The organism is Pseudomonas sp. Z3-8 (genome assembly GCF_051131975.1).
Classification (GTDB): Bacteria; Pseudomonadota; Gammaproteobacteria; order Pseudomonadales; family Pseudomonadaceae; genus Aquipseudomonas.
In genome coordinates, this window is record NZ_CP071643.1 from 896,586 (window position 1) to 918,218 (window position 21,633).

General features: G+C 62.9%; 20 protein-coding genes. 13 read left to right on the forward strand and 7 right to left on the reverse strand.

All coding sequences use genetic code 11. From position 1 onward, the window contains the following. Nucleotides 1-31 precede the first annotated feature (31 nt). Together eat and exaC are read right to left on the reverse strand one after the other, a co-directional pair. A complete protein-coding gene (eat, locus tag J3P94_RS04200) occupies nt 32-1,402 on the reverse strand; it encodes an ethanolamine permease (protein WP_434571579.1) in 1,371 nt (456 codons plus the stop codon). A gap of 257 nt (nt 1,403-1,659) precedes the next feature. Beyond that, nucleotides 1,660-3,180 (reverse strand): acetaldehyde dehydrogenase ExaC, encoded by a 1,521-nt coding sequence (exaC, locus tag J3P94_RS04205; RefSeq protein ID WP_305498559.1) that lies wholly within the window; start codon nt 3,178-3,180, stop codon nt 1,660-1,662. Between the two features lie 473 nt (nt 3,181-3,653). Between exaC and J3P94_RS04210 the strand changes: the two genes are divergently transcribed. The 4 genes from J3P94_RS04210 (at nt 3,654) to J3P94_RS04225 (ending at nt 8,069) form a co-directional block, all read left to right on the forward strand. Further along, on the forward strand, nt 3,654-5,558 hold the full coding sequence (locus J3P94_RS04210) for a sigma-54-dependent Fis family transcriptional regulator (protein ID WP_434571582.1): 1,905 nt from the start codon (nt 3,654-3,656) through the stop codon (nt 5,556-5,558). Nucleotides 5,559-5,798: 240 nt separating this feature from the next. After that, entirely contained in the window at nt 5,799-7,148 is a 1,350-nt protein-coding gene (gene mpl / locus J3P94_RS04215; protein ID WP_434571584.1) for a UDP-N-acetylmuramate:L-alanyl-gamma-D-glutamyl-meso-diaminopimelate ligase, read from the forward strand. Continuing rightward, on the forward strand, nt 7,145-7,792 hold the full coding sequence (gene ubiX, locus J3P94_RS04220; RefSeq protein WP_305498563.1) for a flavin prenyltransferase UbiX: 648 nt from the start codon (nt 7,145-7,147) through the stop codon (nt 7,790-7,792). Before mpl ends, ubiX begins: the two co-directional genes overlap by 4 nt. Next, nucleotides 7,785-8,069, forward strand: a complete 285-nt coding sequence (locus J3P94_RS04225; protein ID WP_434571586.1) for a YceK/YidQ family lipoprotein — start codon at nt 7,785-7,787, stop codon at nt 8,067-8,069. The genes ubiX and J3P94_RS04225 overlap by 8 nt, the downstream gene beginning before the upstream one ends. Nucleotides 8,070-8,207: 138 nt before the next feature. Here J3P94_RS04225 and J3P94_RS04230 read toward each other — a convergent pair whose 3' ends face one another. The 3 genes from J3P94_RS04230 to J3P94_RS04240 form a co-directional block, all read right to left on the reverse strand. Beyond that, entirely contained in the window at nt 8,208-8,849 is a 642-nt protein-coding gene (locus J3P94_RS04230) for an oxidoreductase (protein WP_434571588.1), read from the reverse strand. Nucleotides 8,850-8,876: 27 nt separating this feature from the next. Then, nucleotides 8,877-10,595, reverse strand: coding sequence for a C13 family peptidase (locus J3P94_RS04235; RefSeq protein WP_434571590.1), 1,719 nt, complete (start codon nt 10,593-10,595; stop codon nt 8,877-8,879). A gap of 93 nt (nt 10,596-10,688) precedes the next feature. Further along, nucleotides 10,689-11,144, reverse strand: coding sequence for a MaoC family dehydratase (locus J3P94_RS04240; RefSeq protein ID WP_434571592.1), 456 nt, complete (start codon nt 11,142-11,144; stop codon nt 10,689-10,691). 188 nt (nt 11,145-11,332) lie between these two features. On the opposite strand from J3P94_RS04240, the gene J3P94_RS04245 reads away from it, so the two are divergent. The 3 genes from J3P94_RS04245 to J3P94_RS04255 are packed head-to-tail and all read left to right on the forward strand — an operon-like array spanning nt 11,333 to nt 13,012. Beyond that, entirely contained in the window at nt 11,333-11,698 is a 366-nt protein-coding gene (locus tag J3P94_RS04245) for a CidA/LrgA family protein (protein WP_434571594.1), read from the forward strand. Then, a complete protein-coding gene (locus J3P94_RS04250; RefSeq protein WP_305498569.1) occupies nt 11,695-12,411 on the forward strand; it encodes an LrgB family protein in 717 nt (238 codons plus the stop codon). The genes J3P94_RS04245 and J3P94_RS04250 overlap by 4 nt, the downstream gene beginning before the upstream one ends. Before the next feature lie 10 nt (nt 12,412-12,421). Then, the gene (locus tag J3P94_RS04255) at nt 12,422-13,012 is read left to right on the forward strand and encodes an LON peptidase substrate-binding domain-containing protein (RefSeq protein ID WP_434571597.1); all 591 of its coding nucleotides are present in this window, start codon (nt 12,422-12,424) and stop codon (nt 13,010-13,012) included. 142 nt (nt 13,013-13,154) lie between these two features. Here J3P94_RS04255 and J3P94_RS04260 read toward each other — a convergent pair whose 3' ends face one another. Both J3P94_RS04260 and J3P94_RS04265 read right to left on the reverse strand, forming a co-directional pair. Then, nucleotides 13,155-14,471 carry a bifunctional DedA family/phosphatase PAP2 family protein gene (locus tag J3P94_RS04260; RefSeq protein WP_434571599.1) on the reverse strand — a complete coding sequence of 439 codons (1,317 nt, stop codon included), beginning with the start codon at nt 14,469-14,471 and terminating at the stop codon, nt 13,155-13,157. A 218-nt stretch (nt 14,472-14,689) separates the two neighbouring features. Beyond that, nucleotides 14,690-15,370, reverse strand: a complete 681-nt coding sequence (locus tag J3P94_RS04265; RefSeq protein ID WP_434571601.1) for a DNA-3-methyladenine glycosylase — start codon at nt 15,368-15,370, stop codon at nt 14,690-14,692. A 198-nt stretch (nt 15,371-15,568) separates the two neighbouring features. Between J3P94_RS04265 and J3P94_RS04270 the strand changes: the two genes are divergently transcribed. From J3P94_RS04270 to rodA, 6 genes are all read left to right on the forward strand, one after another. Further along, nucleotides 15,569-16,840, forward strand: coding sequence for a glutamate-5-semialdehyde dehydrogenase (locus tag J3P94_RS04270; protein WP_434571603.1), 1,272 nt, complete (start codon nt 15,569-15,571; stop codon nt 16,838-16,840). Nucleotides 16,841-16,868: 28 nt separating this feature from the next. Continuing rightward, a complete protein-coding gene (gene nadD, locus J3P94_RS04275) occupies nt 16,869-17,540 on the forward strand; it encodes a nicotinate-nucleotide adenylyltransferase (protein ID WP_434574088.1) in 672 nt (223 codons plus the stop codon). A gap of 72 nt (nt 17,541-17,612) precedes the next feature. Next, nucleotides 17,613-18,107, forward strand: coding sequence for a ribosome silencing factor (gene rsfS / locus J3P94_RS04280; RefSeq protein WP_434571605.1), 495 nt, complete (start codon nt 17,613-17,615; stop codon nt 18,105-18,107). Nucleotides 18,108-18,116: 9 nt separating this feature from the next. Continuing rightward, nucleotides 18,117-18,584 carry a 23S rRNA (pseudouridine(1915)-N(3))-methyltransferase RlmH gene (rlmH, locus tag J3P94_RS04285; RefSeq protein ID WP_003185785.1) on the forward strand — a complete coding sequence of 156 codons (468 nt, stop codon included), beginning with the start codon at nt 18,117-18,119 and terminating at the stop codon, nt 18,582-18,584. A gap of 10 nt (nt 18,585-18,594) precedes the next feature. Beyond that, entirely contained in the window at nt 18,595-20,490 is a 1,896-nt protein-coding gene (gene mrdA, locus J3P94_RS04290) for a penicillin-binding protein 2 (protein ID WP_305498579.1), read from the forward strand. A gap of 31 nt (nt 20,491-20,521) precedes the next feature. Next, complete coding sequence (gene rodA, locus J3P94_RS04295; protein ID WP_305501174.1) at nt 20,522-21,625, forward strand: rod shape-determining protein RodA; 1,104 nt, start codon at nt 20,522-20,524, stop codon at nt 21,623-21,625. Nucleotides 21,626-21,633 lie beyond the last annotated feature (8 nt).

A 21,633-nucleotide genomic window follows, 5' to 3' on the forward strand; every position in this document is an offset into this window, starting at 1 on the left:
ACCGGACCTCGGGCCCGGTGCCGGTGCAACTTCAGATACCTGTGAGCATAGCGTCCGCCGGCGCGTCGGAGCGTTGCTTGGCGGTCAGTTGGAAATACAGGTAGCCGACGATCATGAAGCCGAGGAACACCAGGCCGATCACTGTGTTGAACCAGGCCATCGCCACCAGGCACACCACTGCCAGGAACAGCGCGATGCCCGGCACGAGCGGGTAGCCCGGCGCGCGGAAGGTGCGTTCCAGGTTCGGCTCCGTCTTACGCAGCCGGAACAGGCTGAGCATGCTGATGATGTACATCACGATGGCGCCGAACACCGACATGGTGATCATCGCCGCCGTCAGGCTCATGCCCTGCAGGTTGACCAGGCCATCGCTATAGATCGCCGCGATGCCGATGACGCCGCCGGCCAGGATCGCCCGGTGCGGGGTCTGGAAGCGCGACAGTTTCGCCAGGCCGCGAGGCAGGTAGCCGGCCCGGGCGAGGGCGAAGAATTGCCGCGAGTAGCCGAGGATGATCCCGTGGAAACTCGCCACCAGGCCGAACAGACCAATCCACACCAGCATGTGCATCCACGTTGAGTCGTTGCCGACCACAGCCTTCATGGCCTGGGGCAGCGGGTCGTTGATGTTCGACAGTTGGCGCCAATCGCCGACGCCGCCGGCCATGATCATCACGCCGATGGCCAGGAACACCAAGGTCAGGATGCCGCTGACATAGGCGCGCGGGATGGTGCGTTTCGGGTCCTTGGCTTCTTCGGCGGCCATGGCCGCGCCTTCGATGGCGAGGAAGAACCAGATCGCGAAGGGAATCGCCGCGAAGATGCCCGGGATCGAGGCGAGGGTGAACTCATTGGAGCCCGACCAGCCGTTGAGCACGAAATTGCTGAAGCTGAAGCCCGGCGCGACCACGCCCATGAACACCAGCAACTCGGCGACTGCCAGCACGGTGACCACCAGCTCGAAGGCGGCGGCGATGCTGACGCCGAGGATGTTTAGGGTCATGAATATGATGTACGCGCCAACCGCTGCGAGCTTGGGATCGAGCTCGGGAAATTGCACGTTGAGGTAGGCACCGATGGCCATGGCGATGGCTGGCGGCGCAAAGACGAATTCGATCAGGGTGGCGATCCCGGCGATCAATCCGCCTTTCTCACCAAACGCCCGTCGGCTGTAGGCAAAAGGCCCGCCGGCGTGGGGAATTGCGGTGGTCAGTTCGGTGAAACTGAAGATGAAGCAGGTGTACATCAACGCCACCATGAGGGCGGTGACGAGAAACCCCAGGGTCCCTGCGGTGCCCCAGCCGTAGCTCCATCCGAAGTATTCGCCGGAAATCACCAGGCCGACGGCAATGCCCCATAAATGCAGGGTGCCGAGTGTGGGTTTGAGTTGGGTGGTAGAAGTCATAAGTCCTCTCTGTCTTTTTTATTGTTTGATCTATTGGACTTTCGGGTTTGCTGTGGAGCGGGCACGCAAGGCTCATGCCAGAGCGGTGGGACGTAGTTTGATGTTGTCTGTGAGGACGCCATCGCGAGCAAGCTCGCTCCCACAATGGATCTGTCTCAACCCTGGAAACGAGTTATCCACAAATCCCTGTGGGAGCGAGCTTGCTCGCGATAGCGATCTAAAGGGCCAGGCAGAATGACCTGCCCGGCCCCAAGGGCTTAGAAGAACCCCAACGGATTGATGTCGTAGCTCACCAGCAGATTCTTGGTCTGCTGGTAATGATCGAGCATCATCTTGTGCGTCTCACGCCCCACGCCAGACTTCTTGTAGCCGCCAAACGCGGCATGCGCCGGGTACAGGTGGTAGCAGTTGGTCCAGACGCGCCCCGCCTTGATCGCCCGGCCCATTCGGTAGGCGCGGTTGATGTCGCGGGTCCAGAGGCCGGCGCCGAGGCCGAACTCGGTGTCGTTGGCGATCGCCAGGGCTTCGGCTTCATCCTTGAAGGTGGTGATGCTCACCACCGGGCCGAAGATTTCTTCCTGGAACACGCGCATCTTGTTGGTGCCCTTGAGCAGGGTCGGCTGGATGTAATAACCGCTGGCGAGGTTGCCTTCGAGTTTTTCCACCTTGCCGCCGGTCAGCAGCTCGGCGCCTTCGCCCCGGGCGATTTCCAGATAAGACAGGATCTTGTCGAATTGCTGCTCGGACGCCTGGGCGCCGACCATGGTGTCGGTGTCCAGCGGGTCGCCGCGCTTGATCTGCTGGATCTTCTTCATCACCACTTGCATGAATTCGTCGTAGATCGACTCTTGCACCAGCGCCCGGGATGGGCAGGTGCAGACTTCACCCTGGTTGAAGAACGCCAGCACCAGGCCTTCGGCGGCTTTTTCGATGAAGCTCGGCTCGGCCTGCATGATGTCTTCGAAGAAGATGTTCGGCGACTTGCCGCCCAGTTCCACGGTGGACGGGATGATGTTTTCGGCGGCGCATTTCATGATGTGCGAGCCGACCGGGGTCGAGCCGGTGAAGGCGATCTTGGCGATGCGCTTGCTGGTGGCGAGGGCTTCGCCGGCTTCCTTGCCGAAACCTTGCACCACGTTCAGCACGCCCGGCGGCAGCAGGTCGCCGATCAACTCCATCAGCACGCAGATGCCCAGCGGGGTTTGTTCGGCGGGCTTGAGCACCACGCAGTTGCCGGCGGCCAGGGCCGGCGCGAGCTTCCAGGCGGCCATCAGCAGCGGGAAGTTCCACGGGATGATCTGCCCGACCACGCCCAGCGGTTCATGGATGTGATAGGCCACGGTGTTGCCGTCGATCTCGGCGGCGGCGCCTTCCTGGGCCCGCAGGCAACCGGCGAAGTAGCGGAAGTGGTCGGCGGCCAGGGGGATGTCGGCGTTGAGGGTTTCACGCACGGCCTTGCCGTTGTCCCAGGATTCGGTGATCGCCAGGGTTTCGAGGTTCTGTTCGATGCGGTCGGCGATTTTCAGCAGGATCAGCGAACGCGCCTGGACCGATGTGGCGCCCCAGGCATCAGCGGCCGCGTGGGCAGCGTCGAGGGCTTTGTCGATGTCTTCGGCGGTGGAACGTGGAAATTCTGCAATGGGCTGGCCATTGACCGGGGAAGTGTTGGTGAAGTACTGACCTTTGACAGGCGCGACGAACTCGCCGCCGATGTAGTTACCGTATTTGGCCTTGAACGAAACGATAGCGCCTTCAGTACCGGGGTGAGCGTAACGCATGATGAGTTCTCCTTGGCTTTTGTGCTTATTAGGGAGCCGCGCAAAAAAACGCGCTGGTACTCAAGCCTAGAGCAAAGGTCGGGCCATTGCCTTGTGGCGCCCGGAAATCAAGACTTTGGGAGGAGCTGGTCGGACAAACGGAGGAGCTGTGTCACGGTTGCGATACGGCGGGTGTGACAGTTTGTGCCATCGGCGAGACAGTCTGTGACTGGCAGGTCGCGCCAGCATTGCAAAGGTCGGTGGGCTGGAGGATGCTGGCGTCGAAGCCAAGTCTATGGACGGACCGCTTTTCGTGGCGAGGGAGCTTGCTCCCGCTGGACCGCGAAGCGGTCCCCCCCCAAAGCCAACTCGGTCAGCCTGATGCACCGCGTGCTCAGGTTTCGGGTCTGCTACGCAGCCCAGCGGGAGCAAGCTCCCTCGCCACGGGAAATGTGTCGGCAGGTCCAGAGGATCCTTCGGGAGAACAATAAGAAATGCACAGCAACCATTTGAGTCGCCATGCCCGGCAAGTCCTCACGGTCACTCAGGGCAAGGCCCATTTGCAGGGGCCTGGCAGCGATCCTTCGATTGCCCGTTCCTGGCTGCGCTGCCTTGAGGACTATCACCTCGACCCGGCGCAGAACCTGGCGCCGACCGTGCTTGAGCATGGCCGGTTGCTGGAAAGCCGCGAGCGCTTGCAGCAGGTTCTGCATATCGCCGGTACCGAGATGACCAGCCTGCATCAACAATTGTCCGGCGCCGGCCATGCCGTGCTGTTGACCGATGCCCGGGGCGTGATCCTCAACTGCGTCACCGCCCCTAGCGAACGGAAGATTTTCGAACGGGCCGGCCTCTGGCTCGGCGCCGACTGGAGCGAAGCCTGTGAAGGCACCAACGGCATCGGTACCTGCCTGGTGGAACGCCAGGCCCTGACCATCCACCAGGAAGAACATTTTCGCGGCCGCCACACCGGCCTGACCTGCTCGGCGAGCCCGGTGTTCGACCCTCATGGCGAGCTGCTGGCGGTGCTCGACGTGTCCTCGGCGCGGCCGGACGTATCGCGCCAGAGTCAGTTCCACACCATGGCCCTGGTCAATCTCTCGGCGAAGATGATCGAGAGCTGTTATTTCCTTCGTTGTTTCGACAATCAATGGCTGCTGCGCTTTCATCTGCAGGCCGAGTCCGTGGGGTTGTTCAGCGAAGGGCTTATGGCGTTCGACGGCGAAGGACGCATCTGTGCAGTCAACCAGAGCGCGCTGAACCTGCTCGGGCACCTTCGCGGTGGCTTGCTCGGCCAGCGGGTCGAGGACTTCTTCGACTGTTCGCTGGATGAGTTGCTGGGCCGGGCCAGCGCCCAGGCCAGTGCCAGTTGGCCGCTGCGCACCCGTGACGGTCGGCACTTGTTCGCGGTCCTGCGTGGGCAAGCTCGTAGCGTGCCGGCTGCGGTCGCGCCTGCGCTCAAGGCTGTCGAGCCCGCCCGTCTGCCGGGCATCTGCCTGGGGGACGCGGCGTTGCAGGAACATTTTCGCAAGGCTTTGCGGGTGTTCGAGCGCGATGTGCCCCTGCTGATCCAGGGCGAAACCGGTTCCGGCAAGGAGGCGTTTGCCAAGGCCGTGCACCACGCCAGCCAGCGCGCCGGGAAAAACTTTGTCGCGCTCAATTGCGCCGCGATTCCGGAAAGTCTGATCGAGAGCGAGTTGTTTGGTTATCGCGGCGGCAGCTTCACCGGCGCGCGCAAGGAAGGCATGCGCGGCAAGCTGCAACAGGCCGACGGCGGCACGCTGTTTCTCGATGAGATCGGCGATATGCCCCTGGCCTTGCAGACCCGTTTGCTACGGGTGCTGGAGGATCGTCAGGTAGTACCCATCGGCGGCGAACCCGAGGCGGTGAACGTGCGCATCATCAGCGCCACTCACCGGCAATTACTCGACCGCGTGGCCGACGGCAGTTTTCGCGAGGATTTGTACTACCGCCTCAACGGCCTGGAAATCCCGCTTCCGGCATTGCGCGAGCGCAGCGACAAATCCCAGTTGCTGGATTTCCTTCTGGCCGAGGAGAGCGGTGCCGAGACGGTGTCCATCGATGAACCGGCGCGCCAGGCGCTGCTGGCGTTCGACTGGCCGGGCAACGTGCGGCAGTTGCGCAATGTGCTGCGGACTCTTGCGGCGTTGTGCGACGGCGGGCGGATTGGGCTGGAGGATTTGCCGGCGATGATTCGCCAACGCCCGGTTGCGGTGGTCGAAACCCCGACCGAGCATCCGTTGGAAGATGCCGAGCGCCTGGCGTTGCTCGATGCGCTGGAACGTCAGCGTTGGCACATGACCCACACCGCCGAACAGCTGGGGATTAGCCGCAATACCCTCTACCGCAAGCTGCGCAAGCACGCCATCGCCCGATAAACCACTGACTGCCTTTGTGGCGAGGGAGCTTGCTCCCGCTCGGCTGCGCAGCAGTCGCCTTTGGTTTCAGAGTGAAGGAAGCTTGGGGCTGCTTTGCAGCCCAGCGGGAGCAAGCTCCCTCGCCACAAAAACCTGTGCTCCAGCAGGAGTCTGCGGTGTTCTGGCGCGGATAAGTTCGAAACACAAGGTGCGATTTCCCCCTCCCTACGCTAACCTGCGGCCATGTTTACGAGGTCGACTATGCACATCCATATTCTCGGTATTTGCGGCACTTTCATGGGTTCGATGGCGGTCCTGGCCAAGGAACTGGGCCATCATGTAACCGGCTCCGACGCGAACGTCTACCCGCCGATGAGCACACAGCTGGAGGCTCAGGGCATTGAGCTGACCCAAGGTTACGACCCGGCGCAACTGGACCCGGCGCCTGACCTGGTGGTCATCGGCAATGCCATGTCCCGTGGCAACCCGGCGGTGGAATACGTGCTCAACAAAGGCTTGCCGTACGTGTCGGGGCCGCAGTGGCTGGCCGATCATGTGTTGCAGGGCCGTTGGGTCCTGGCCGTCGCCGGTACTCACGGCAAGACCACCACCAGCAGCATGCTCGCCTGGGTGCTAGAGCACGCGGGCATGAGCCCGGGTTTCCTGATCGGTGGCGTGCCGCAGAACTTTGCGGTGTCGGCGCGCCTCGGTGGCACGCCGTTCTTCGTGATCGAGGCCGATGAATACGACAGCGCGTTCTTCGACAAACGCTCGAAATTCGTCCACTACCGTCCGCGCACGGCGATCCTCAACAATCTTGAGTTCGACCACGCTGACATCTTCCCCGATCTGCCGGCTATCGAGCGCCAATTCCACCATTTGGTGCGGACCATCCCAAGTGAAGGCCTGGTCATCCACCCGACCACCGAGCCGGCCTTGCAGCGGGTCATTGAAATGGGCTGCTGGACCCCGGTGCAGACCACCGGGGCGGGCGGTCAGTGGCAGGTCAAGCTGCTCAAGGATGACGGTTCGGCGTTTGAAATCATGTTCGAAGGTCAGTCCCAAGGCGTGGTCGAATGGGACATGACCGGCCAGCACAACGTCGCCAACGCCTTGGCGACGCTGGCGGCGGCCCGGCACGTCGGGGTGGTCCCGTCCATGGGCATCGCCGCGTTGAGCGCGTTCAAGAGTGTGAAACGGCGGATGGAGAAAGTCGCCGAGGTGAACGGCATCACCATTTATGACGACTTCGCCCACCATCCGACCGCTATTGCCACCACCCTCGACGGTCTGCGCAAGCGCATCGGCGATGCGCCGCTGATTGCGATCATCGAGCCGCGCTCCAATTCCATGAAACTCGGCGCTCACCGCGACGGCCTGCCGGAAAGCGTGGTCGATGCCGACCAGGTGATCTGGTACGCGCCGGCCAACCTCGGTTGGGACCTCGGCGCCACGGCTGCGCTGTGCACGGTGCCGTCGATTGTCAGCGATTCCCTGGAGGGCATCATCGAGCGCGTGAAGAGCCAGGCCCAGCCCGGCACCCATGTGGTGATCATGAGCAATGGCGGCTTCGGCGGCCTGCACGGCAAACTCGCCGAGGCACTGAAATGAATACTCGCTTGGAGAGCAACGGCCCCGAACGCATCACGCTGGCAATGACCGGCGCTTCCGGCGCCCAGTACGGCTTGCGCCTGCTCGATTGCCTGGTGCGTGAGGATCGCGAGGTGCACTTCCTCATCTCCAAGGCCGCGCAGTTGGTGATGGCCACCGAGACTGACGTGACGTTGCCACCCAAGACGCAGATGATGCAGGCCTTTCTCACCGAGTACACCGGTGCGGCGGCAGGGCAGATTCGTGTGTATGGCAAGGAAGACTGGATGTCACCGGTGGCTTCGGGCTCCGGCGCGCCGGCGGCGATGGTCGTGGTGCCGTGTTCCACCGGTACGCTGTCGGCGATCGCCACCGGGGCCTGCAACAACCTGATCGAGCGGGCGGCGGACGTCACGCTCAAGGAACGCCGTCAGTTGATCCTGGTGCCGCGGGAAGCGCCATATTCGAGCATTCACCTGGAGCACATGCTCAAGCTGTCGAACATGGGCGTGACCATCCTGCCGGCCTCGCCGGGCTTCTACCATCAGCCGCAGACCATCGACGACCTGATCGATTTTGTGGTCGCGCGGATCCTCAACTTGCTGAACCTCCCGCAAGACATGCTGCCACGTTGGGGCGAGCATCATCCGGGCAGCGATGAATAAGCTGCTGGCGGTGTTGCTGGTGTTGCAACTGACCGGCTGCGCCACTGCCCGCACCCTCGACGCCGCCAAGCCGGGAGCGCCGGTGGTGTATGCGGGGACGCGGCTGGACATGTACGCGCTCAACGGCGGTTGCTGCGCCAAGGACCGTTTTGGCGCCGAGGCGCCGAGCTATCCGGGTCTCGATCTGCCGGGGAGTGCGCTGCTGGATACGTTGTTGTTGCCGTTGTCGTTGCTGACAGTGATTGGCGTGGGGTTTCAAGCAACCGGTGGGATGTAATAGACACCACGATGAGTGCCTGGCTTTGGATCGGTGGTGCGCCCTTCGCGAGCAGGCTCGCTCCCACAGGGCCTCGTTGAATGCGATCCTTGTGGGAGCGAGCCTGCTCGCGAAGGCGCCCGGCCAGGCACCACATGATCATTTGCCCAGCTTGCGCAACTCATCCGACTCCACTACCCGCACCCCATCCTGCTCCTCCAGCGCAAGTCGCCACATGGCCCTGGCCAGTTGGCAGGCTTCGATGCCGTGGTATTTGCCGGGGATCAGCTTGGACAACGGGCCGGCCAGTTGCTCGGCCAGGCGTGGTTCAACCCGGTCGCCCAACAGCAACGAAGGCCGGCAGATGGTCAGTTGCGGCCAGTCCTGCGCGCGGAGCGCAGCTTCCATTTCACCCTTGACCCGGTTGTAGAAAATCGAAGATTTCGGGTCGGCCCCGAGGGCGCTGATCACCACCAGGTGCCGTGCGCCCAGTTCACGCGCGCGTTTGGCGAAGGCCACCACCAGGTGCAGGTCGACCGCGCGAAAGGCCGATTCAGAGCCGGCTTTCTTGATGGTCGTGCCGAGGCAGCAGAAGGCGATGTCGACCTGACCGCCAAGCAGTGGCAGCAGTTCGGCCGGTTCCCCAACCGGGTTTTCCAGGTGCGGGTGTTCGGCCAATGGCCGGCGGGAAGGCGCCAGTACCCGCGTGATGGTCGGCTCGTTCAGCAGCCGGTCCAGTAGATGTTCCCCGGTCAATCCGGTCGCGCCGGCGAGCAAAACATGCTGAGGCGTCAAGTACATAGTGTTTCCCCCTTGATACGGTTCAGCTTAGTTGCTCTTTTTAGCCTCGTCGTTCAACGCAGCACTTTGTAATGCTTTTCGCGCCTGTTGCTTGCGCAACAGCTGCCAGTGAGAAAGCACGGTCCGGGGCACCCACATCTGTGGTTCGGACGCTTCGAAATTGTCCGCCTGCTCCCGTTCGGCAACGATGCCCTTGGCCCGCTTGAAAGCTTGTTCCAGATCGTCGGTCTGGTTCAGCGCCTGGGCGAACAAGGCATCGCCGAAGTAGGTGAAGTTGGCCTCCTCGGAGCAGCCGAAAGACACCCGGTCGGCCCGGGAGGCGGTCATGATCAGGGTCCGTTCGTCCTTGAGCGCGGGGATGAAACCGCCGGAATAACAGGCCGAGATCACGATGATCTTGTCGCGATTCTTCAGCGGCGCCAGCACTGCGGCCAATTCGTCAGCCGGCAGGTCGGCCAGCTCCATGCGCGGCTGGTCGAGTACCAGTTCATGTTCGCTGCTGCCGTGGCTGGTCAGGTAGATGAACACCAGGTCTTCCGGGCCGCTGCGTTCGGCCAGCGTGGCGGCGGCACGGCGCAGGTTTTCGCGAGTGGCCATGGGCCGGTCGCCGAGGTGATCGCGATGGTTCACCAGGCGAATCTGGCCGAATGCGCCAAAACGGCTGGCGAGCATGTTGGCGACGTAGTCGGACTCACGCAGGAACACGCTTTGCTTGCCATCGCCGCCCAGGGTCAGGCTGTACAGTTCCACCGCCGACGTCGAGGCCGGGATGTTGGCGAGGGCCTCGTCCAGCAGGCGACCCTGGGCCAGCAGGCCGAGTTCGAGCACATCGGGCAACAGCCTGCCGTCGGCGTCACGTATTCGTTGGCCGTTGGCCCAGGTGCCGCTCTGTACGGTGCCGTCGGTCAGCACCAGCGTGCCGCGCCCGTGGTAGCTGTCGCCTTCGAACTGGCCGATGTAGAAGCTGCCGTCGGGCAGGTTCAGGCGACCTTCGCCGGTGAAGCGCCAGTCATTGAAGCGCCCGCGGTAGTGGCTGCCATCGGCACCGATCAGTTCACCCTTGCCGGTCAGCGCACCGTCCTTGAACTGGCCGATCCAGACATCGCCATCGGCGTTTTCGTAGCGACCGCGGCCGTTGAGCTGGTTATTCCTGAAGCCGCCGATGTAGACGTCGCCTTCGGCGCTGTTGAACGTGCCCTTGCCCTGGAGCTGGCCGTCGACGAAATGGCCGGTGAACTGGTTGCCGCTGGCGTCGAAGCGCTGGCCTTCGCCGTTGGGCTTGCCGTTGACGAACGGGCCCTGGTACTGGCTGCCGTCGTCGAGTTCCAGGCGGCCGAGACCGGAGTAGCGGTCGGCCTTGAACTCGCCCCGGTAGGTCACGCCGTTTTCCTTGAGCGTGCCTTCACCGTCCCGCCGGCCCAACTTGAAACCGCCGGTGTAGCTGCTGGTCGGTGTGGTCAGGCTGCCCTGGCCGTGGAACAGGCCATGCTGGAACTGGCCGCGATAGACCTCGCCATTGCTGCCATGCCATTCCCCGGTGCCGTGCCACTGGCCCTTGTCGAACTGCCCGGCGTACCAGCTGCCGTTGGGATAGTCGATGCGTCCCTGGCCCTGCAACAGCCCGTCTACCAGATCGCCGCGATAGCGTCCGCCATCGGGCAGGCGTGCGTCTGGGGGCAGCGGTGATTCGCCGTTTCCGCAGGCGGTGAGCAGGAGGGTCAGGGTCAGGGGTACAAGTGCGCGCATAACGGGATCCAGGTAATCAGGCGACGAGTATGCCGCAGCTATGCGCGTTGAAGCGATGCGAAACTGCATGAGCGGTTTCGCGACCGCGAGGGCCTATACGAAGCAGAGTGACAGCGGCTCGGCGATGTAGGCCGGTTTTTCCGAGCCTTCGATTTCCAGGGTGGCGGTGGCCTTGAGCAGCCATTGGCCAGGTTTCTTCTCGGTAACGTCCACCAGGTCGACCTTGAGCCGGACCTTGGAATCGACTTTCACTGGCTGGATGAAGCGCACGCTGTCCAGCCCGTAGTTGATCACCATCTTCGCCCCCTCAGGAAGGAGCAGGATGTCTTCCATCAACTTGGGCATCAGCGACAGCGACAGGAACCCGTGGGCAATCGTGCTGCCGAACGGGGTCTGCGCGGCCTTGACCGGATCGACGTGGATGAACTGGAAGTCGCCGGTGGCTTCGGCGAACAGGTTGATACGCTCCTGGTCGATGGTCAGCCAGTCGGAGTATCCAAGTTCCTTGCCGACATAATCCTTGAGCTCTGCAACGGGAACGTAGGGCATTGAGACTCTCCTGGGGTCATCTGTTCTATTTTTCTGGAACGGGGATCTGTGTCCCCGCAAACCACTGTAGATCAACATGACCGGCGGGGCAGGTCATCGACCATGCTTTTTACGAATGCCGACCCATAGCGCGGGCGTGTTTATAATGCGCGCGCATGCTTGAACACGTGTTACAGGGGAGAGAACGGATGTTGCTACGGGGCCTGACCTGGCTGGTGCTGTTCCAATTGCTGGGCACCGCCATCAATCATTTGTTCCTGCCGATCCTGCCGGGACCGATCATCGGGCTGCTGCTGTTGCTGGGCTATCTGATCGCCCGTGGCGAAGTCAGCGAGCCGTTGAACCTTGCCGCCAGCAGCCTGCTGCGTTATCTGCCGTTGCTGCTGGTGCCGCCGGCGGTGGGGGTGATGGTCTATGCGCGGGCGATCGCTGCCGACTTCTGGGCCATCGTTGGCGCGCTGGTGTTGTCGCTGGTGCTCTCCGTGGCGCTGACGGGCGTGCTGATGCAACGTTTGGCCCGGCGTCATATCGTCGAGCCGGAGGATGCCCGATGATGTTCGATTGGCAGGGGGCCTGGACGTCGGTGATTCACCATCCACTGTTCGGCATCGGCATTACCCTGGGCGCCTACCAGTTGGTGCTGGCGGCGTACGAAAAGACCCGTTGGGTGTTCCTGCAGCCGGTATTGATGTCGATGGTGCTGTTGATCGTCGTGCTGGTCGGCTGCGGCATCAGCTACGCGGAGTACCGCAAAAGCACCGAGATTCTAAGCATTTTGCTGGGCCCCGCGACCGTGGCGCTGGCGGTGCCGTTGTACCTGAACCTGCGCCGGATCCGCCAATTGTTCTGGCCGATTTTTACTACGCTGGTGATAGGCGGGGTGTTTGCCACCGGCTCTGCGGTGGTGCTGGGCTGGGCTTTTGGCGCCGAACACATGATTCTGATGACCATGGCGCCCAAGTCGGTCACTTCGCCGATCGCCATGTTGGTGGCCGAGCAGATCGGTGGCGTGGCGGCGATGGCGGCGGTGTTCGTGCTGATCACCGGGGTGCTTGGCGCGATCCTCGGCCCGAGCATTCTGACCCGGCTCGGTGTCCATAGCCCTGAGGCCCGGGGCATCGCCCTGGGGCTGACTGCCCATGCGGTGGGTACGTCGGTGGCCTTGCAGGAAAGCGAGGAGTCCGGTGCCTTCGCGGCGCTGGCGATGAGTCTGATGGGCGTGGCCACGGCGGTGCTGCTGCCGCTGGTGGTGTCAATGACGGTCTAAGGAACAGGTTATGAGCTTGCCGCTTTTCCCATTGAACACCGTGCTGTTTCCCGGTTGCATCCTCGACCTGCAGATATTCGAGGCGCGTTACCTCGATATGATCGGGCGCTGCATGAAAAAAGGCGAAGGCTTCGGGGTGGTCTGCATCCTTGACGGCGAAGAGGTCGGTATCGCGCCCGACGGTTATGCCCGGGTGGGCTGCGAGGCGCTGATTACCGACTTCTCCCAGCAGGACAACGGCCTGCTGGGCATTCGTGTGCAGGGCGGCCGGCGCTTCATCGTGCATGCCAGCAGTGTCCAGCCGGATCAACTGACTGTCGCTGAAATCGAGTGGCTGGAAGACGAGCCGGAGCAACCGCTGCAGGACGAGGATGCCGACCTGGTGGCGCTGCTCAGGGCCCTGGCGGAACACCCGATGGTCGAGGCGCTGAACATGGGCACCGAGGCTACCGGTCAGCAGTCACTGGCCAATCAACTGGCCTATCTGCTGCCATTCAATGAACTGGACAAGATCGACCTGCTGCAGCTCGACGACCCGCAGCAGCGCCTGGATGCGATCCAGGCCTTGCTGGATGAGTTGCAGGGTGAGCTGTTTGCCTGACCTCATTTCTACCGAACACCGCTGGACCCTGTGGGAGCGAGCTTGCTCGCGATAGCGGTGGATCAGCTTGCATCAATATCGAATGTGCAGCCGTCATCGCGAGCAAGCTCGCTCCCACAGGATGGCTTACAGTGTCTCGGCATCAATAGGCATACCGCAACATCGCATGCGGAAGGTGCCGCAGGGCGAAGAAGCTGAACGCCGCCGCCAGCGCCGGCAGGACCAGCCACCAGACTTTCGGCGACATGGCGCGCAACGGTTCCTGGCGCTGGCTCAGCCACAGGACAGTGGCGCAGACCGTGGCGGCGAGCACGGCACCGGCGACGATGTCGCTCGGCCAGTGGGCGCCGAGGTACACCCGCGACAACGCAATCGCCAGCGCAGGTAACGAGCCGAGCAGTAGCCAGGTCAGGCGCAGGCGCGGTGGTTGGCCGCGACCGGCCAGTATCGCCAGGCTCAGGAACAGGGCGAAAGCGCCGGAGGCGTGGCCGCTGGGCATGCTGTAGCTGGTCAAGGGTTCGCTGAGGATCTCAGGGCGCACGCGGGCGAAAAACAGTTTCAATCCAGTGTTGGCCAGGGCCGTGAGCAGCATCGTGCCGCCGGCAAAGATTGCCTGCCGCCATTGTCGTGCAAACAGCAGCAACACGGTCACCAGGCTGCAGACGATCAGCATGTAGCGGAATTCACCGATCAGCGTGAACGTCACGGCGATCTCGTCCAGGGTCGCGCTGCGATGCTCCTGCACCAGGGCGATCAGGCCCTGGTCGAAGGCTGTGAGGTAACGAAAGCCGACAAACAGGCCGATCAGGATCGCCAGACCGACACTTGCGATGATCGCTGAGGCATGGCGATGACGACGCAGGCTGCTGTTGACACTCAGCCCGAGCATCACGGCGATGCTGCCGATGACCACGCCGGCCTGCGGCCAGAAACCTTCGGGCAACGGCAGGCGGAACGCTGCGCCGGTGGCCCAGCCCGGCAGCAGGTAGGCCACGGTCCAGCCCGCCGCGGCGAGCACGCTGACGGCGGCGAAGCGTGGGAACGGCATGTCGCACATCCCGGCTACCATCGGCAGCATCGGCCTCAGCGGCCCGATAAACCGCCCCACCAGCAGGCTGGCGATGCCATAGCGCTGGAAGTAGCTCTCGGCCGCGCTCATCCATTCCGGATGTTGCCGCAGCCCCGGCAGGCGCCGGATGTTCTGGTGGAAATGCCGGCCGAGGAAATAGGACACCAGATCCCCCAGCAGCCCACCCAGAAGGCCCAGCAACAACGTCTCGCCCAGGGACAAAGCGCCGCTGCCGGCCAGCACCGCGATCGCAAATAGCAAAACAGTGCCCGGCACGATCAACCCGGCGATGGCCAGGCATTCAATACAAGCAACGACAAACACCGCCACCGCCAGCCATTGCGGGTTGACGGTCAGCCAGCCGGTAATGCTATCGAGCCAAGGGCCCATAAGGACAACTCCATTTATTGTTCAAACCGCATGTTTTTTCTGTGGGAGCGAGCCAGCTCGCTCCCACAAGGTAATTCCGGGTGTAGCCAAAATCCGCGTCCACCGAAGATCCAATGTGGGAGCGAGCCTGCTCGCGAAAGCGGTGTATCAGTCAACATCAATGGTGCAGGACTGTCCTCTTCGCGAGCAGGCTCGCTTCCCCAGGGCAAATTTTCGATTCAGGAAAGCAGAAAATAATCCCGCCCCTCGACCTGCCCCCGTCGCAACGGGTTGCGGGTGCACCATGGCGCATAGGCGGCGTCGACGAAGCGGTAAAGCAGGTGCTCATCTCGTCCCAGCGGGATGCCCAGGCGAGTGGTCTGGATCACATTGACCGTTGGCACACCCACATCCTCCACCAGCAGCCGTTCAGGGTCGAAGCGTCTGGCGTCCCAGTCCGGCACTTTCAGGCCCAGCGCCTTGCACAGCAAGGTCTGTCCGGCACAAAGTTTCTGCGGCGTACGTGGCCGGCCTTGGGTATCGGGGTTGTTCAACAACATCTGCGCCAGGCTTGCCGGGCCGCTGATGGCGTCCACCCAGGGATACGCCGATTTGATCAATACGGCATTGCCGGGGCCTTGGGCGCTGAAATTCAGCGAATCGCCGCCCCGCGCGTAGTACATATAGATGTGGCCGCCATCCAGAAACAAAGCCTTACGCTTTTCCGTGTAGCCCAACGAGGCGTGGCTGCCCTTTTCGGCGAAGTAATACGCTTCGGTCTCGATGATCCTCGCGCTCAGCCACAGGTCGCCAACCTTGTGGCGAATCACCTTGCCCAGCAGATCCTTGGCAAGCTCCTGGGCGTCGCGGTCAAAAAAAGCGTGTGGCAAAGCAGTGGGCATCGGAGGCGAGTCGGTCATGGTCATGGACGGAACAGGGCCAAAAGTAGCGAGATGATAACAATGGAAAGCTTAATTACCGCTGAACATTCACGGAAACACTAGCGATTCATGCCGGTTTTGCTTCTCCGCCGGTCACCGCTGTCAGTCCATGCTGTTAGTCGCGGGTTACGACAGCTATAATCTGCCGCTTTCCTCTTTGCCAAGACCACACAGACCATGACTGAGTCCGTTCTTGACTACATGACCCGCCTGGGTCGCGCCGCCCGCGAAGCGTCGCGCATCATCGGTCGTGCCAGCACCGCGCAGAAAAACCGCGCCCTGCAGGCCGCCGCCAATGCGCTGGACGCTGCGCGCGCCGAGCTGTCCGCCGCCAACGAGCTGGACCTGGCCGCCGGCCGGGCCAATGGGCTCGAGCCGGCCATGCTCGAGCGCCTGGCGCTGACTCCGGCACGCATCGACGGCATGATCGTCGGTCTGCGTCAGGTGGCGGCTCTGCCGGACCCGGTCGGGGCGATTCGCGACATGAGCTATCGGCCATCGGGTATCCAGGTCGGCAAGATGCGCGTGCCCCTGGGTGTGGTCGGGATCATCTACGAGTCGCGGCCGAACGTGACCATCGACGCCGCGAGCCTGTGCCTGAAGTCGGGTAACGCGACCATCCTGCGCGGCGGTTCCGAGGCGATCCATTCGAACCGTGCGATTGCCGCCTGCATCCAGCGCGGGCTGGCCGAAGCCAACCTGCCGGCGGCGGTCGTGCAAGTGGTGGAAACCACCGACCGCGCCGCGGTCGGCGCGTTGATCACCATGCCCGAGTTCGTCGACGTCATCGTTCCGCGTGGCGGCAAGGGCCTGATCGAACGAGTCAGCCGCGACGCCCGCGTACCGGTGATCAAGCACCTGGACGGCATCTGCCATGTCTACGTCAGCGCCCACGCCGAATTGCCCAAGGCCCAGCGCATCGCCTTCAATGCCAAGACCTACCGTTATGGCATCTGCGGCGCGATGGAGACCCTGCTGGTGGACCAGGCCGTCGCCGGGGATTTCCTGCCATCGATGGCGGCCCAGTTCCACGAAAAAGGCGTCGAGCTGCGTGGCTGCGAGCGCACCCGGGCGATCATCGAGGCCGCAGTCGCCACGCCAGAGGACTGGGACACCGAATACCTCGCGCCAATCCTGTCGATCCGCGTGGTGGACGGGCTGGACCAGGCCATCGAGCACATCAATCGCCACGGATCCCACCACACCGATTCCATCGTCAGCGAGCACCAGGGCGAAACCCGGCGCTTCGTGGCTGAAGTGGATTCGGCGTCGGTGATGATCAACACCCCGACCTGTTTTGCCGACGGCTTCGAATACGGATTGGGTGCCGAGATCGGCATTTCTACTGATAAGCTGCATGCCCGTGGCCCGGTGGGCCTGGAAGGCCTGACCTGCGAGAAGTACATCGTGGTCGGCGACGGCCAGTTGCGCGGACAGGAGCCAGCCTGACTTGGGCGACCTCGACCCACTGGCCTCCATGACTACGCCCGCTGTGACGGCGACCGCGCCAAAGCGCATCGGTATCCTGGGCGGTACGTTCGACCCGGTGCACATCGGCCATTTGCGCGGTGCGCTGGAAGTCGCCGATGCCCTGGCCCTCGATGAGCTGCGCCTGACGCCCAGCGCCCGGCCACCTCATCGGGATACGCCGCAGGTGTCGGCGCAGGATCGCCTGGCGATGGTCGAGTGCGCGGTGGCCGGTGTGGCGCCGTTGGTGGTGGACGCCCGCGAATTGCAGCGGGACAAACCGTCCTACACCATTGATACCCTGGAGCTGATGCGCGCCGAGTTGGCCGCCGATGCCCAGGTTTTCCTGCTTCTGGGCTGGGACGCATTTTGCGGCCTGCCCACTTGGCACCGCTGGGAAGAGTTGCTCCAGCATTGCCACATCCTGGTGCTGCAACGCCCGGATGCCGACAGCGAACCGCCGGATGCCTTGCGCAACCTGCTGGCGGCGCGCTCGGTGAGCGACCCGCTGGCCCTCAAGGGGCCGAGCGGACAGATTGCATTCGTCTGGCAGACGCCGCTCGCGGTATCCGCCACCCAGATCCGTCAACTGCTGGCCAGCGGTAAGTCGGTACGTTTCCTGGTGCCCGACGCGGTCCTGGCCTACATCGATGCGCACGGTCTGTACCGTGCGTCGAACTGAACAAGGCGTGCTCCGCCGACACGAATCAACGTGTACCGAAGCGCCCGAACATACGAGCAAAACGAGTTTTATATGACTGACAAAGACCTGAACAAAGTAAAGCGCAAGGGCACTTTCAAGAGCGCCCCGCTGCCGGTAGAAGCGCCAACCGGCGTGGCGCTGGTCGGTGAAGAACTGGTGAAGGTGGCCGTGGCGGCCCTGGAAGACGTCAAGGCCCAGGACATCCAGGTGATCGACGTTCGCGAAAAGCAGAGCATCACCGACTACATGATCATCGCCACCGGTACTTCGAACCGCCAGATCGGCGCGATGCTCGACAAGGTCCGCGAAGCGGTGAAGGCCCAGGGCGTCAAGCCGTTGGGCGAAGAAGGCAAGGGCGACAGCGACTGGGTCCTGCTGGACATGGACGACGTCATCGTGCACATGATGACCGCCTCGGCGCGCCAGTTCTATGACCTGGAGCGCCTGTGGGCCGGTGCCGAGCAGAGCCGTTCGGCCAGCGCCGCGCACCACAGCCCGGAAAACACCCATGAGCACTTCACCAAGCTCAACAAAGACCAGCAATAAGGGATCGCTGTGCGACTGCGCCTGATCGCCGTCGGTTCTCGCATGCCCAAGTGGGTGGAAGAAGGCTGGCATGAATATGCCAAGCGTCTTCCGTCCGAGCTGGCTTTGGAACTGGTGGAAATTCCGCTCAATACCCGCGGCAAGAACGCCGACGTGGCGCGCTTTATCCGCCAGGAAGGTGAAGCCATGCTGGCCAAGGTCGGGCCGAACGAGCGCATCGTCACACTCGAAGTTCATGGCAAGCCCTGGAGTACCGAGCAACTGGCGGTGGAGCTCGATCGCTGGCGGCTGGATTCGCGCACGGTCAATTTCATGGTCGGCGGTCCGGAGGGGCTGGCGCCGGAAGTCTGCGCCCGTGCCGATCAACGCTGGTCGTTGTCGCCCCTGACGTTGCCGCATCCGCTGGTGCGGATCCTGATCGGTGAACAGTTGTATCGTGCCTGGACAGTCCTGTCCGGGCACCCTTATCACAAGTAATCCTGCCCTCATGCCTCAGCCGATCCGCATCAAGGACCACGAAAAAGACGCCCGCCTGGTGCGGGGCCGCGTCGTGTTCGGCGCCATTACGGTGGTCACGCTGATCGGCGTGCTGATCGCGCGGCTGTATTTCCTCCAGGTGATCCAGTACGAGTACCACTCGACCCTGTCGGAAAGTAACCGCGTGCATGTGCAGCCGATCCCGCCGACCCGCGGGCTGATTTTCGACCGCAATGGCGTGGTGGTGGCCGATAACCGGCCGAGCTTCAGCCTGAGCATGACCCGCGAGCGGTCCGGTGACTGGCAGAAAGTCCTCGACGTGATCGTCGAAGTGCTGCAACTGACCCCCGAGGACCGGGCGATCTTCGAGAAGCGCATGCGCCAGGGCCGGCGCCCCTTCGAGCCGGTGCCGATCATGTTCGAGCTGACCGAAGAACAGATCGCCCTGATCGCGGTTAACCAGTTCCGCCTGCCCGGCGTCGAGGTGGTGGCGCAGCTGGTGCGGCATTATCCCCAGGGACCGCACTTCGCCCACTCGGTCGGTTACATGGGGCGAATCAACGAAAAAGAGCTCAAGACCCTCGACCCGGTCAACTACAGCGGCACCCACCATATCGGCAAGACCGGCATCGAGCGCTTCTACGAGGCCGAGCTGCACGGCCAGGTCGGCTACGAGGAGGTCGAGACCAACGCTCGCGGCCGCGTGCTGCGCGTGCTCAAGCGTACCGACCCGATTCCAGGCAAGGACATCGTCCTGAGCCTCGACATCAAGTTGCAGGAAGCCGCCGAAGCGGCGCTGGGTGGACGACGTGGCGCGGTGGTTGCGCTGGACCCGAACACCGGCGAAGTCCTGGCGATGGTCAGCCAGCCGAGTTTCGACCCGAACCTGTTCGTCACCGGCATCAGCTTCAAGGCCTACGCCGAGCTGCGCGATTCCATCGACCGGCCGTTGTTCAACCGCGTGCTGCGTGGCCTTTATCCGCCAGGTTCGACCATCAAGCCGGCCGTGGCGATTGCCGGGCTGGATGCCGGAGTGGTGACCGCGTCGAGCCGGGTCTATGACCCGGGTTATTACCAATTGCCCAACTACGACCACAAGTACCGTAACTGGAACCGCACCGGTGACGGCTACGTGGACCTGGAAGCGGCGATCATGCGGTCCAACGACACCTACTTCTATGACTTGGCCCACAAGCTGGGGATCGATCGGTTGTCGTCCTACATGAACAAGTTCGGCCTTGGTCAGAAAGTCTCCCTGGACATGTTCGAAGAATCCCCGGGCCTGATGCCGTCCCGGGAATGGAAGCGAGCGACTCGCCGCCAGGCCTGGTTCCCCGGCGAAACCCTGATCCTGGGGATCGGCCAGGGCTACATGCAGGCCACGCCCCTGCAACTGGCCCAGGCCACGGCGCTGGTGGCGAGCAAGGGCAAATGGTATCGGCCACACCTGGCGAAGACCATCGAAGGCCAGAAACCGGTGGACCCGGACCCGATGCCGGACATCATCCTGCGCAACCCGTCGGACTGGCAGAAGGTCAACAACGGCATGCAGCAGGTCATGCACGGCGCCCGGGGTACCGCGCGCAAGGCGGCCATCGGTGCGCAATACCGCATTGCCGGCAAGAGCGGTACCGCCCAGGTGGTAGCGATCAAGCAGGGCGAGAAGTACGACCGCTCCAAGGTCCAGGAACGCCATCGCGACCACGCCTTGTTCGTTGGCTTCGCGCCCGCCGAGAACCCGAAGATCGTCGTGTCGGTGATGGTCGAGAACGGTGAATCCGGCTCCGGCGTCGCCGCGCCGGTGGTGCGCCAGATCATGGACGCCTGGCTGCTGGATGAGCACGGCCAGCTCAAGCCCGAATTCGCAAGCCCCATCAGCGCGGAGGCTACGGCCCGTGAAGAATAATTTCGACCGTATCCTCTCCAGCGAAGATGTGATGCGCCGTCGCGCCACCTTGCTGCAGCGCATGCACATCGACGGTCCATTGCTGATCCTGTTGTTGACGCTGGCCGCCGGCAGCCTGTTCGTGCTGTATTCGGCCAGTGGCAAGAGCTGGGACCTGCTGGCCAAGCAGGCCACCTCGTTCGGCATCGGCCTGGTTTCAATGATCGTCATTGCCCAGCTCGAACCACGGTTCATGGCGCGTTGGGTGCCGCTGGCCTACGTGGTCGGCGTGGGTTTGCTGGTAGTGGTCGACATCATGGGCCACAACGCCATGGGTGCCACCCGCTGGATCAACATCCCCGGGGTGATCCGCTTCCAGCCTTCGGAATTTCTCAAGATCATCATGCCGGCGACCATTGCCTGGTACCTGTCCAAGCGGTCCTTGCCGCCGCAGCTCAAGCATGTGTGTATCAGTCTGTTGCTGATCGGCATTCCGTTCATTCTCATCGTCCGCCAGCCGGACCTCGGCACCTCGCTGCTGATCCTCGCCGGGGGTGCGTTCGTGCTGTTCATGGGCGGGTTGCGCTGGCGCTGGATCCTCAGCGTGATCGCTGCAGCCGTGCCGGTGTCGGTGGCCATGTGGTATTTCGTGATGCACGACTACCAGAAGCAGCGGGTACTGACCTTCCTCGACCCGGAAAGCGATCCGCTGGGCACCGGCTGGAACATTATCCAGTCCAAGGCCGCCATCGGTTCCGGCGGGGTATTCGGCAAGGGCTGGCTGATGGGCACCCAGTCGCACCTGGATTTTTTACCGGAAAGCCACACCGACTTCATCATCGCCGTGATGGGCGAGGAGTTCGGCCTGGTGGGCATTTGCGTGCTGTTGCTGATCTATCTGCTGTTGATCGGGCGCGGGCTGGTGATTACCGCCCAGGCCCAGACGCTGTTCGGCAAGTTGTTGGCGGGCAGCCTGACCATGACGTTTTTTGTTTATGTTTTCGTCAACATCGGTATGGTCAGTGGCCTGCTGCCGGTGGTGGGGGTGCCGTTGCCGTTCATTAGCTACGGAGGAACTTCGCTGGTGACGCTACTGTCAGCGTTTGGGGTTTTGATGTCGATCCATACGCATCGCAAGTGGATCGCGCAGGTTTGAATAAGGTG

Bases quoted from the DNA above. Each gene is read 5' to 3' on its own strand.
- rsfS (WP_434571605.1), top strand. From the start codon at position 17,613: ATGACTGACAAAGACCTGAACAAAGTAAAGCGCAAGGGCACTTTCAAG.
- J3P94_RS04265 (WP_434571601.1), bottom strand. From the start codon at position 15,370: ATGACCGACTCGCCTCCGATGCCCACTGCTTTGCCACACGCTTTTTTT.
- J3P94_RS04235 (WP_434571590.1), bottom strand. From the start codon at position 10,595: ATGCGCGCACTTGTACCCCTGACCCTGACCCTCCTGCTCACCGCCTGC.
- eat (WP_434571579.1), bottom strand. From the start codon at position 1,402: ATGACTTCTACCACCCAACTCAAACCCACACTCGGCACCCTGCATTTA.
- J3P94_RS04270 (WP_434571603.1), top strand. From the start codon at position 15,569: ATGACTGAGTCCGTTCTTGACTACATGACCCGCCTGGGTCGCGCCGCC.
- J3P94_RS04250 (WP_305498569.1), top strand. From the start codon at position 11,695: ATGATGTTCGATTGGCAGGGGGCCTGGACGTCGGTGATTCACCATCCA.
- J3P94_RS04260 (WP_434571599.1), bottom strand. From the start codon at position 14,471: ATGGGCCCTTGGCTCGATAGCATTACCGGCTGGCTGACCGTCAACCCG.
- exaC (WP_305498559.1), bottom strand. From the start codon at position 3,180: ATGCGTTACGCTCACCCCGGTACTGAAGGCGCTATCGTTTCGTTCAAG.
- J3P94_RS04210 (WP_434571582.1), top strand. From the start codon at position 3,654: ATGCACAGCAACCATTTGAGTCGCCATGCCCGGCAAGTCCTCACGGTC.
- ubiX (WP_305498563.1), top strand. From the start codon at position 7,145: ATGAATACTCGCTTGGAGAGCAACGGCCCCGAACGCATCACGCTGGCA.
- rodA (WP_305501174.1), top strand. From the start codon at position 20,522: ATGCGCCGTCGCGCCACCTTGCTGCAGCGCATGCACATCGACGGTCCA.
- J3P94_RS04240 (WP_434571592.1), bottom strand. From the start codon at position 11,144: ATGCCCTACGTTCCCGTTGCAGAGCTCAAGGATTATGTCGGCAAGGAA.
- mrdA (WP_305498579.1), top strand. From the start codon at position 18,595: ATGCCTCAGCCGATCCGCATCAAGGACCACGAAAAAGACGCCCGCCTG.
- J3P94_RS04225 (WP_434571586.1), top strand. From the start codon at position 7,785: ATGAATAAGCTGCTGGCGGTGTTGCTGGTGTTGCAACTGACCGGCTGC.
- J3P94_RS04255 (WP_434571597.1), top strand. From the start codon at position 12,422: ATGAGCTTGCCGCTTTTCCCATTGAACACCGTGCTGTTTCCCGGTTGC.
- J3P94_RS04245 (WP_434571594.1), top strand. From the start codon at position 11,333: ATGTTGCTACGGGGCCTGACCTGGCTGGTGCTGTTCCAATTGCTGGGC.
- J3P94_RS04230 (WP_434571588.1), bottom strand. From the start codon at position 8,849: ATGTACTTGACGCCTCAGCATGTTTTGCTCGCCGGCGCGACCGGATTG.
- mpl (WP_434571584.1), top strand. From the start codon at position 5,799: ATGCACATCCATATTCTCGGTATTTGCGGCACTTTCATGGGTTCGATG.
- nadD (WP_434574088.1), top strand. From the start codon at position 16,869: ATGACTACGCCCGCTGTGACGGCGACCGCGCCAAAGCGCATCGGTATC.